The organism is [Mycobacterium] manitobense, assembly GCF_025821665.1.
In the GTDB taxonomy this organism is placed as follows: Bacteria; Actinomycetota; Actinomycetes; order Mycobacteriales; family Mycobacteriaceae; genus Mycobacterium; species Mycobacterium arseniciresistens.
Genome location: NZ_JACKSJ010000151.1, coordinates 24,939 through 35,832, shown reverse-complemented (window position 1 = coordinate 35,832; position 10,894 = coordinate 24,939). Strand labels below are relative to the sequence as shown.

The following is a 10,894-nucleotide window of genomic DNA, read 5'->3' as shown; positions in this document are numbered from 1 at the left end:
AGGGCTGCACCCCCAAACGGGAAAATGCGGACACAACCCCAAAAAACAACAAACAAAAACCACCAAACACACTATTGAGTTCTCAAACAACACACCCGCTCCGCGGGCAACCCTGCCACTGTACTGCATGTGAACAGAGAGGTCAAACCGCGTCCGCCGGGCCTTTCGGCCGGGGCCGTCGGTGTTTCACTAGCATACGCGCTGATGCCGTGAGCTCAAAATCGGCTGGCCACAAGGCAAACCGGCGGTACGCCGACCGCCGCAGCGGCTAGACGACCCGCTCGATCTCCGCGCCGAGACTGACCAGGTTCTCCACGAACAACGGATAGCCGCGATCGATGTGGAACACGTCGTGAACTTCGGTGTCGCCGTCGGCGACCAGGCCGGCGAGCACCAGACCGGCGCCGGCCCGGATGTCGGACGACCAGACCGGCGCACTGGAGAGCTGCGGGATCCCGCGGATCACCGCGTGGTGACCATCGGTGCGCGCATCGGCACCGAGCCGGATCATCTCCTCGACGAAGCGGAACCGCGCCTCGAACACGTTCTCCGTGATCATCGACGTCCCGTCGGCGATCGCCGCCAACCCGATCGCCATCGGCTGAAGGTCGGTGGGGAAACCGGGGAAGGGCAGCGTCGCGACGTTCACCGCCCTGGGCCGCTCGTACTGCACCACCCGGAAGCCGTTGTCGTGCTGCGTCACGGTTGCGCCGGCATCGTGCAGCTTGTGCAGCACCAACTGCAGATGCTGCGGGTCCACCCCGGTCACCGAGATGTCACCGCGGGTCATCGCCGCCGCGATGCCCCATGTGGCGGCGACGATGCGGTCGCCGATCACGCGGTGCTCGGTGGGATACAGCCGGTCGACCCCGGTGATCGTCAGCGTCGAGGAGCCCGCGCCGGAGACCTGAGCGCCCATCTGGTTGAGCATGGTGCAGAGGTCGACGACGTCGGGTTCGCGAGCGACATTGTGAATCGTCGTCACACCCTCGGCGAGCACCGCGGCCATCAGGATGTTCTCGGTGGCGCCCACCGACGGGAACTCGAGCTGGATCTCCGCCCCGTGCAGGTGATCGGCCTCAGCCACGACGCAGCCGTGCTCGATGTTGCACCGCGCCCCGAGCTGTCGCAGCCCCGCCTGGTGCATGTCCAACGGCCGCGAACCGATCGCGTCGCCACCGGGCAGCGCCACCTTCGCCCGCTTACATCGGCCGACCAGCGGTCCGAGCACGCACACCGACGCCCGGAACTGGCGCACCGCCGCGAAGTCAGCGTCGTACTTCAGCTCGTCGGGCGACGTGATCCGTACGGTTTCCCCGGTCAGTTCGACCGTGGCACCGAGGCCACGCAGGACCTCCGCCATCAGGGGTACGTCGAGGATGTCCGGACAATTGGTGATCGTGCTCGTACCCTCGGCCAACAGCGACGCGGCCATCAGCTTGAGCACACTGTTCTTGGCGCCCCCGACGGCAACTTCGCCCGATAACCGGCTACCGCCGGTCACCACGAATCGCTCGCTCACGCCGGTCAGTGTAAACAGCGCACGGGGCTAAAACAGAAATGCGAGCCGAGCTCCGCGGTGCCGCGTGCCGGTACGGTTTGTCCATGGCCGTGCACCTGACCCGCATCTACACCCGCACCGGCGACGACGGAACGACCGGTCTCAGCGATTTCAGCCGGGTCGCGAAGAACGACCCCCGGCTGGTGGCCTACGCCGACTGCGACGAGACGAATGCCGCGATCGGCACGGCGATCGCCCTGGGCAACCCGGATCCGCGCATCCGGGAGGTGCTGCTGCAGGTGCAGAACGATCTGTTCGATGCGGGCGCCGACCTCTCCACGCCCGTCATCGACAATCCCGAACACCCCCCGCTGCGCGTCCCACAGAGCTACATCGACCGGCTCGAGACATGGTGCGACGAGTTCAACGAGCCGCTTCCGGCGTTGAATTCCTTTGTGCTGCCCGGCGGTACGCCCCTCTCGGCGCTGCTGCACGTCGCCCGCACCGTGGCGCGCCGCGCAGAGCGGTCGGCATGGACGGCAGTCGACGTGCACGGGGACTCGGTCCACGTGCTGCCGGCCAAGTACCTCAACCGACTGTCGGACCTGTTGTTCATCCTGTCGCGGGTGGCCAACCCCGGAGGCGACGTGCTGTGGCAGCCCGGCGGCCCGGCTGGCACTCAGGCGACGTAGCGCGTCAGTAGTTCCGACGACGGGCGCGTGGCGACGGGCGTGACTCGAGCCAGGACAGGAACGCCGTCAGCGCACCCCGGTCCAGAGCCACCTCGTAACCCTGCCTTTCGTCACCGGTGTCCCGCAGTTCGAGCACGACGATCTCGTCGGTCATGATGTCGAATTCGTCACCGCGTGGGGCACGCCGGGACACGATCTCCACGCCGCGGCGGCTCAACCGCCGGTCCGGCCACCATCGCAGACTCGACAGCCGGTAGAACTCGGCTTCTCCACCGCGGTAACGCATCACGCCGTGTCGCCAGCCGTGGCCGCCGACGGCAGGAACATCCCGCAGGATCGCGCCCGTGCCGCCGACCTGCCTCAACTTCCACAGCCGGTAACACAGGACGGCGACGACCGACGCAAGCACACCGGTGAGCGCAACCATGATCCACATGGACGCGCTCATCGCTGGAACCTAGTCGATCTGGCCCAGGGCGCGAAGCCTCGCGCGCCCTCTGGCCGCGGTCGCCTCGTCGTCGGAGTCCGCGTCGGTCTTCGCCTGCTCGGCGTTGATCTCGGATTCCAGCTCAGCCGATTCGGCGAGGATGATCACGCCCTCGTCGGTGACCGACATGAAGCCACCGTCGACGGCGACCCGCAGGTCCTCTTCACCCTCGCGTTCGACCCGCACCATGGCGTCGTCGACGAGTTGCGCCACCAGTGGGATGTGCCGGGGCAGGATGCCGATCTCACCGGAAGTGGTGCGGGTGAAGACGAATGTCGCCTTCCCCGACCAGATCTCCCGCTCGACGGCGACGATGTCAACGTCCAGTTCGGAGTCAGCCATCGCTAGTCGTCCTTGTCAGCGTCATCGCCCTTGCTGTCGCCGCCCTTCTTGGCGTCGTCCTTCTTGGCGTCGTCCTTCTTGGCGTCGTCCTTCTTGGCGTCGTCCTTCTTGGCGTCGCCGTCCGAGTCGTCGCCGTCCGAGTCGCCCTCGGAGTCGCTGCTGTCCGAATCGCTCTCGACCGGCGCACCATCGCTGGCGTTGTCGTCCATCTTGGCGCCGAGGCTCTCCGCCTTCTTCTGCAGATCCTCGAGACCGCCGATGAGGAAGAACGCCTGCTCCGGCAGGTGGTCGAAGTCGCCCTTCGACAGCTTGTCGAACGCCTCGATGGTCTCCTTGAGCTCGACAGTCGAACCGGGCTGGCCGGTGAACTGCTCGGCAGCCATCATGTTCTGGCTCAGGAAGCGCTCGATACGTCGGGCGCGCTGCACCAGCTGCTTGTCTTCCTCCGCGAGCTCGTCGATGCCGAGAATGGCGATGATGTCCTGGAGGTCCTTGTAGCGCTGCAGGATTCGGATGACCTCCTGGGCCACCCGGTAGTGCTCGTCACCGACGACCGAGGGGTCGAGGATGGTCGAGCTCGAGGCCAGCGGGTCCACCGCCGGGAAGATGCCCTTGGAGAACACCGAACGGCTCAACTCCGTGGTGGCGTCGAGGTGCGCGAACGTGGTGGCCGGCGCGGGGTCGGTGTAGTCGTCGGCGGGCACGTACACGGCCTGCATCGAGGTGATCGAGCGACCACGCGTCGAGGTGATGCGCTCCTGGAGCTCACCCATCTCGTCGGCCAGCGTGGGCTGGTAACCCACGGCGGACGGCATACGGCCGAGCAGCGTGGACACCTCAGAGCCGGCCTGCGTGAACCGGAAGATGTTGTCGATGAACAGCAGCACGTCCTGCTGCTGCTCGTCGCGGAAGTACTCCGCCATGGTCAACGCCGACAGAGCGACGCGCATACGCGTGCCCGGCGGCTCGTCCATCTGGCCGAACACCAGCGCGGTGTCCTTGAGCACGTTGGCGTCGGCGAGCTCGACCCAGAGGTCGTTGCCCTCGCGGGTGCGCTCACCCACGCCGGCGAACACCGAGGTACCGCCGAAGTTGCGGGCGATGCGGTTGATCATCTCCTGGATGAGCACCGTCTTACCGACGCCGGCACCGCCGAACAGTGCGATCTTGCCGCCACGCACGTACGGCGTCAGGAGGTCGACGACCTTGAGCCCGGTCTCCAGCATCTCCGTGCGGGGTTCCAGCTCGTCGAACGGCGGCGGCTTGCGGTGGATCGACCAGTGGTCGAAGTCCTCGCCGTAGCCGGGCTCGTCGAGGCAGTCACCGAGCGCGTTGAACACGTGGCCCTTCACGCCGTCACCGACCGGCACCGAGATGGACTTCCCGGTGTCGGTCACCTCGACGCCGCGGACCAGGCCGTCGGTGGGCTGCATCGAGATGGTGCGCACCAGGCTGTCGCCGAGGTGCTGGGCGACCTCGAGGGTCAGCGTCTTGGCGAGGTCCCCGTAGGTGATCTCGGCGTGCAACGCATTGAACAGCTCGGGCACCGATCCGCGCGGGAACTCGACGTCGACGACGGGCCCGGTGATGCGTACCACCCGACCGGCGGTGTCGGTGCTGGTCTTCTTTTCAGCAGTAGCAGTCATGTCTTTTCTTCGCTTCCTAGCTTCTTCGCTGGGCTTCCGGGCCTTGGTTTACTTCTTGGCGGCGTCCGCGAGCGCATTGGCGCCACCGACGATTTCGCTGATTTCCTGGGTGATCTGGGACTGCCGTTCGCGGTTGGCCATGAGCGTCAGTTCCTTGATCAGATCGTCGGCGTTGTCGGTCGCCGACTTCATCGCACGCCGGCGCGATGCCGACTCCGACGCCGCCGCCTCGAGCAGCGCGGCGAAGATCCGGGTGGACACATACCGCGGCAGCAGGGCGTCGAACAGCGTCTCCGCGTCGGGCTCGAAGGAGAACAGCGTGTGCGGTTCGTTGTCCTCCTCCTCGCTGTACTCCACCACCAGCGGAGCGATACGGCGGGCGATCGCCGACTGCGACAGCATCGACTTGAACTCGGTGAACACGATGTGCAGTTCGTCCAGACCGAGGATGCCGTCCGCGCCGGCGTCGTCGCCTTCGTCGTCCTCACCCGCCATGAACGCGTCGACCAGGGTGGACCCGATCTCCTGCGCGTGGGAGTAGTCGGGCCGCTCGGAGAAGCCGTTCCACGACTCGGCGATGTCCCAGTTGCGGAAGCTGTAATAACCCAGGGCTTTACGGCCGACCGTGTAGAGGACGGGCTCCTTGCCCTCCTCACGCAGCAGCGAGAACAGCTCCTCGGAACGCCGGAACACGTTGGCGTTGTAGGCCCCCGCCAATCCCCTATCCGACGACACCACCAGCACACCGGCCCGCCGCGGGTTCTCGCGCGCGACGAGCAGCGGATGGTCCAGCGCACTGGCACTGGCGAGCTCGGTGAGCATGTTGGTGATCTCGCGGTCGTAGGGCCGAGCCGCCTGGACTCGGGCCTGCGCCTTGGCGATACGCGAGGTCGCGATCAGCTCCTGGGCCTTGGTGATCTTCTTGATCGAGCCCGCGGAGCGGATGCGGCCGCGCAGTTCGCGCAGTGTGGCAGCCATGGGTTATGAACGCCTTACTTCTTCTTCGGAGCGGGCTTGCGGACCTTGACCGATTCCTTCTCGAGGTCCTCGTCGGACATGGCGTCGACGTTCTCGTCGGCGACCACGGATTCGCCTGTGGAGCTCTCGAAGCCCTTCTTGAAATCGTTGACGGCGTCCACGAGCTTCTTCTCGAGCTCATCGGACAGCTTCTTGCTGTCCCGGATCTCGTCGAAGATCTCCTGCTTCGAGGACTTCAGGTGCTCGAGGAACTCCTGCTCGAAGCGCATCACGTCTTCGATCGGCACCGAGTCGAGGTGCCCGCGGGTGCCGAGGAAGATCGCCACCACCTGCTCCTCGACCGGCATCGGGCTGTTCTGCGGCTGCTTGAGCAGCTCCACCAGTCGTGCGCCGCGATCCAGCTGCGCCTTCGAGGTGGCGTCAAGATCCGAGGCGAAGGCGGCGAACGACTCCAGCTCGCGGTACTGCGACAGGTCGAGGCGCAGCGAGCCGGCCACCTCCTTCATCGCCTTGATCTGGGCGGCGCCGCCGACGCGGGACACCGAGACACCGACGTTGATCGCCGGCCGCACACCCTGGTTGAACAGGTCGGTCTCCAGGAAGCACTGGCCGTCGGTGATCGAGATGACGTTGGTCGGGATGTAGGCCGAGATGTCGTTGGCCTTGGTCTCGATCAGCGGCAGCCCGGTCATCGACCCGCCACCCAGCTCGTCGGACAGCTTCGCGCAACGCTCCAGCAGCCGCGAGTGCAGGTAGAACACGTCGCCGGGGAACGCCTCGCGGCCCGGCGGGCGGCGCAGCAGCAGCGAGATGGCGCGGTACGCCTCAGCGTGCTTGGTCAGGTCGTCGAACACGATCAGCACGTGCTTGCCGTCGTACATCCAGTGCTGCGCGATGGCAGAACCGGCGTACGGCGCGAGCCACTTGAACCCGGCCGAGTCCGAGGCCGGCGCGGCGACGATGGTGGTGTAGTCCATCGCACCGCCGTCTTCGAGCGTCTGCCGCACGCTGGCGATCGTGGTGCCCTTCTGGCCGACGGCGACGTAGACGCAGCGCACCTGCTGGTCCGGATCGCCGGTCTCCCAGTTCTGGCGCTGATTCAGGATGGTGTCGACGCAGACCGCGGTCTTGCCGGTCTTGCGGTCACCGATGATCAGCTGCCGCTGGCCACGGCCGATCGGCGTCTGCGAGTCGATCGCCTTGATGCCGGTCTGCAGCGGCTCGCCGACGCCTTGGCGCTGCACCACCGACGGCGCCTGCAGTTCGAGAGCACGGCGCTCGCTGGTCTCGATCTCGCCGCGGCCGTCGATCGGCTGGCCCAGCGGATTGACGACGCGGCCCAGGAAGCCGTCGCCGACAGGCACCGACAGCACCTCGCCGGTCCGCTTGACCTGCTGGCCCTCCTCGATCTTGTCGAAGTCGCCGAGGATCACCGCGCCGATGCTGTGCTCGTCGAGGTTGAGCGCCACGCCGAGGACACCGCCGGGGAACTCGAGCAGCTCCTGCGTCATCACCGAGGGCAGCCCCTCGACGTGGGCGATACCGTCACCGGCATCGATGACGGTGCCGATCTCTTCGCGGTCGGTGTCGGTGGCGAAGTTGGCGACGTAGTCCTCGATCGCCCCCTGGATGTCAGCAGCCGAGATGGTCAACTCTGCCATGCGTTCGTCTTCCTGCCTTTTGTGTTCGTGGTCTTTGGTGTGGTTGTCAGCCCGGTAACCGGGTCTCGGCCGCGGCAAGTCGCGACGACAGCGAGCCGTCGATGACCTCGTCGTTCACTGCGATGCGCAGTCCGCCCAGGATGTCGGGCTCGATCTGCAGCTGGATCGACACCGGGTGGCCGTAGATACGGCTGAGCACCTCGGTGAGACGGTTCCGCTGGTCGTCGCTCAGCGCGGCGGCGGCGGTCACATGGGCCACCACCTCACCCCGCCGGGCCACGGCGAGCTCGGCCAGCTCGCGCACGATCTCGTCGGCGCGCTCGCCGGTCAGCAGGTCGACAGCCTGGGCGAGCAGTGCCTTGGTGGTGTCGCTGGCGCCGCCGGCCGAACTCCCGAGCACCGAGTCGAGCAGCGCGATCCTGCCCTCCGCGGGAGTGGTGTAATCGCTCAGCAGTGCGCTGAGCTGGTACTGCTCGTCGATGATCCGGCTGAAGCGGAAGAGTTGGTCCTCCACCTCGGCGGTCTCGTCGTTGCGCTCGGCGCGGACCAATAGTGCGAGCCGGGCGGTGTGGCGGATCGCGAAGACGAGATCGTCCTCGTCGGACCACCGCTGCGAGGCGGCGGTCTTGACGATCTCCACCGCGGAGTCGGACACCTTGCCCGAGAGCAGCGACTCCGCGAGATTGGCCCGCCCCTCGGAGTTGTCGGTGGACTCGGAGAGGTGCTTGGCGAGCACGGTCTCGGCGCGCAGCAGCTTCGTCACGGCGACGAGGTCGTCGGCGAGCGACGTCAGTCCCTCGGCGTCGGCGCCGTCGGTCAGTTCCTCGAGACGGGCGACGACCGCGTTGAGCGATTCGCGGCTGGTGGCCCGCAGGCGTGCTCCGACGGCGTCATCGATGGTCGCCTCCGACGGAGCCATCGCATCGAGTTCGTCGAGGAACCGGTCGACGGTGGCCGACTGGCGGCCCTCGTCGGACACATGCTCGCGGACGATTTCACCTGCGCGAGCGACGGATTCGGTGCCGAGATGCTGTCGCAGTTCGCGGATGAGCTGCTGGCGCAGGAGCTGCACCTGCTGTGCACCCTGAACCTTGATCCGCTCGACCTCGCTGTCGGCCTGGGCCCGCATCTGCTCGGCAATCTTCTCGGCGTCGGCGCGGGCCTCCTCGACCACCCTCTTCGCGTCGGCCTCGGCCTCTTCGACCGCCTTGGCGTGCTGCGAGTCAGCCTGGGCGACTTTGTTGGAGGCCGTGGCGCTCTCCTCCAGCTGACGACGCACCGTCTCCTGCTGCGCGGTCATCATCCGGCGAACCGGAGGCACCACGTAACGCCACAGCAGCCAGACGATGACGACGAAGCCGATGAGCTGACCGATGAATGTCGACATGTGGTTACCGCCCCTGACTGGTCGCAGCGGACCCGCTGGTGACGTCGACTCCGAGCACGCGGCTGGCCAGCGTTGCCGACAGCGTCTCGATCGACGACTGCAGCTCGGCCGAGGTCTGCCGACCCTGTTCGGACAGTTCGTCGTTCGCGCGCGCGAGCGTCTCCGCCGACTCGGCGCTCGCCCGGGCCCGCATGTCCTCGAGGATCTTGCGACCCTCGCCGCGGGCCTCGTCGCGGATGCCCGCGGCGTCGCGCCTGCCCCTGCCCATCACCCTGCGCGAATCGGCCTGCGCCGCCGCGAAGAGTTCGGCCGACTTCTTGTTGTCGTCGTTGGTCTTGGCGACCATCGCCTCGCGCTCGTTCAGCACCTTGCCGATCGGCGGCACCACGAACTTGGCGATGACGAACAGCACGATGAGGAAGATGAGCAGCACGAAGAAGAACGTGCCGTTCGGAACGAGGAAGTTGCCGCCACCCCCGCCGCCTTCGGCGGCAAGGATGGTCGTGCTCAGGTCGCCCATGACTCGAGACTCCAGGGTTGTTATCAGGCGCCGACCGGGGTGGCGAACACGAACAGCGCCATGAACGCCAGGTTGATGAAGTACGCGGCCTCGACCAGACCCACCGTGATGAAGAACGGCGTGAAGAGTCGACCCTGCGCCTCCGGCTGACGGGCGATTCCGGCGATCAGCGCGTTACCGGCGATACCGTCGCCGATACCCGCGCCGATGGCGCCGCCGGCCATGATCAGTCCACCGCCGATGAGTGCGCCGGCAGCGATTGTGGGATCCATTCCTTATCCTCCTTGATAACTGGTAGTGGCCTACCAGGACGTGGGTCGTGCTCGTGCGGTAAAGCGGTTGGCGCGGTCGATCAGGCGGTCAGTGATGGTCCTCGTCGAGTTCCATGGACTGACTGAAGTACAGGATGGTCAGCAGCGCGAAGATGAAGGCCTGGATCGCGCCGACGAACAGGTCGAACATCTTCCAGATCGCGTTCGGTGCCCACATGATCCACGGCGGGAACAGTGCGATCAGGGCGACCAGGATGCCGCCGGCGAAGATGTTGCCGAAGAGTCGGAGGGACAGCGAGATCGGCTTGGCCAGCTCCTCGACGAGGTTGATCGGCGCAAGGATCGCGACGTGGCCCTTCAGCAGCTTCTTCGGGTGGCCGAGCACGCCACGGCGCCAGAAGCCGGCCGCGTGGTAGGCGATGAAGACGAACAGCGCCAGCGCCAGCACGAAGTTGATGTCCGATGCCGCCGGTTTGAGCAACTCGTGGATGCCGGTCTCGTCGGAGTACTGCACCGGCAGCACCGACAACCAGTTGGCGACGAGGATGAACGCGAACAGCGTCACGGCCAGCGGGAGCACGAACGGCGCGATCTTCATCCCGATGGCGCTCTCGATCTGATTGCGCATCTGGACGGTGAGCGCCTCCCAGAACAGCTGCACGCCGTTCGGCACGCCGGTCGAGGTGACCTTGGCCCGCAGGAAGAACGCCAGACCCAGGACGATCGCGGCGGCGATCACCGTGGACAGGATCGTGTCGGTGTTGACCGTCAGCCCGAACCAGTTGGCCTCGGTGTGGTGGCCGACCTGAATGCCGCCCTCGGCGGCCAGGATGGTCTGCGTCATTGCTGTGGAGTCTCTCCTTCGAGTCCGTCAGCTGCTTGGGCTTTGAGTTTCCTGACGATCGGGAGCGCGGTCGAGGCCACCAGGATGACCTGGAACAGGGCCATGCCGAAGACCACACCCAGTCCCTGGGGCTTGAAGATGTAGGCGATGGTGAGTCCGACCACGGTCATCACCAGCAGGCGGGTGGCCGAGTTGAGGGCCATGTTGCGCTTGAGCGGATGGTCCTTCGCGGTGATGGACTCGACCGACCGCTGAATCAGCAGCGCGTTGATCAACCCGAGCGCGAGCCCGATCGCGAAGAACGCTCCGACCATCGGATATCCCAGCAGGGCGGTCCCGAGCGTCGCGAGACCGGCCAGCACCGCACAGATGACGAGCAGGCGCACCGGCCGGAAAGCAACTGCGGGCAACACCAACGGCGCGTCCTGCGCTGGCGTCGTCACGACTTCACCTCAATCCCGCGAATCTGAGAAGTTGTCCCGATGTTCCTGTGAGTGCCTGCCGAGCGTATCGGAGGGCCAAAGTCTCGCTGGAATCACCCAAGGGGCAGCTCCCTTTGTCGGT

11 protein-coding genes and 1 pseudogene are annotated in these 10,894 nt (G+C 66.4%); 1 reads left to right on the top strand and 11 read right to left on the bottom strand.

What is annotated here, in order from left to right; translation table 11 throughout:
- Window positions 1–268 precede the first annotated feature (268 nt).
- Window positions 269–1,522, bottom strand: a complete 1,254-nt coding sequence (gene murA, locus H7I41_RS18995) for a UDP-N-acetylglucosamine 1-carboxyvinyltransferase (RefSeq protein ID WP_264014168.1) — start codon at window positions 1,520–1,522, stop codon at window positions 269–271.
- Between the two features lie 83 nt (window positions 1,523–1,605).
- On the opposite strand from murA, the gene H7I41_RS18990 reads away from it, so the two are divergent.
- Complete coding sequence (locus H7I41_RS18990) at window positions 1,606–2,193, top strand: cob(I)yrinic acid a,c-diamide adenosyltransferase (protein WP_264014167.1); 588 nt, start codon at window positions 1,606–1,608, stop codon at window positions 2,191–2,193.
- Window positions 2,194–2,197: 4 nt separating this feature from the next.
- Here H7I41_RS18990 and H7I41_RS18985 read toward each other — a convergent pair whose 3' ends face one another.
- The 10 genes and pseudogenes from H7I41_RS18985 to H7I41_RS18940 form a co-directional block, all read right to left on the bottom strand.
- The gene (locus tag H7I41_RS18985) at window positions 2,198–2,641 is read right to left on the bottom strand and encodes a DUF2550 domain-containing protein (RefSeq protein ID WP_264014166.1); all 444 of its coding nucleotides are present in this window, start codon (window positions 2,639–2,641) and stop codon (window positions 2,198–2,200) included.
- Between the two features lie 9 nt (window positions 2,642–2,650).
- Window positions 2,651–3,022, bottom strand: a complete 372-nt coding sequence (locus H7I41_RS18980; protein WP_264014165.1) for a F0F1 ATP synthase subunit epsilon — start codon at window positions 3,020–3,022, stop codon at window positions 2,651–2,653.
- 206 nt (window positions 3,023–3,228) lie between these two features.
- Window positions 3,229–4,668, bottom strand: a pseudogene (gene atpD / locus H7I41_RS18975) (F0F1 ATP synthase subunit beta); the annotation flags it as partial.
- Between the two features lie 48 nt (window positions 4,669–4,716).
- Window positions 4,717–5,646, bottom strand: coding sequence for a F0F1 ATP synthase subunit gamma (locus H7I41_RS18970; RefSeq protein ID WP_264014164.1), 930 nt, complete (start codon window positions 5,644–5,646; stop codon window positions 4,717–4,719).
- A 14-nt stretch (window positions 5,647–5,660) separates the two neighbouring features.
- Window positions 5,661–7,307, bottom strand: a complete 1,647-nt coding sequence (gene atpA, locus H7I41_RS18965) for a F0F1 ATP synthase subunit alpha (protein WP_264014163.1) — start codon at window positions 7,305–7,307, stop codon at window positions 5,661–5,663.
- A 46-nt stretch (window positions 7,308–7,353) separates the two neighbouring features.
- Window positions 7,354–8,694 carry a F0F1 ATP synthase subunit B/delta gene (locus H7I41_RS18960; RefSeq protein WP_264014162.1) on the bottom strand — a complete coding sequence of 447 codons (1,341 nt, stop codon included), beginning with the start codon at window positions 8,692–8,694 and terminating at the stop codon, window positions 7,354–7,356.
- A gap of 4 nt (window positions 8,695–8,698) precedes the next feature.
- Window positions 8,699–9,214: a F0F1 ATP synthase subunit B gene (locus H7I41_RS18955; RefSeq protein WP_264014161.1), complete on the bottom strand. Its 516-nt coding sequence runs from the start codon at window positions 9,212–9,214 to the stop codon at window positions 8,699–8,701.
- A 23-nt stretch (window positions 9,215–9,237) separates the two neighbouring features.
- Window positions 9,238–9,486 carry a F0F1 ATP synthase subunit C gene (locus H7I41_RS18950; RefSeq protein WP_066828954.1) on the bottom strand — a complete coding sequence of 83 codons (249 nt, stop codon included), beginning with the start codon at window positions 9,484–9,486 and terminating at the stop codon, window positions 9,238–9,240.
- Window positions 9,487–9,574: 88 nt separating this feature from the next.
- Window positions 9,575–10,330 (bottom strand): F0F1 ATP synthase subunit A, encoded by a 756-nt coding sequence (gene atpB / locus H7I41_RS18945; protein WP_264014160.1) that lies wholly within the window; start codon window positions 10,328–10,330, stop codon window positions 9,575–9,577.
- The gene (locus tag H7I41_RS18940) at window positions 10,327–10,773 is read right to left on the bottom strand and encodes an ATP synthase subunit I (RefSeq protein WP_264014159.1); all 447 of its coding nucleotides are present in this window, start codon (window positions 10,771–10,773) and stop codon (window positions 10,327–10,329) included. The genes atpB and H7I41_RS18940 overlap by 4 nt, the downstream gene beginning before the upstream one ends.
- Window positions 10,774–10,894 lie beyond the last annotated feature (121 nt).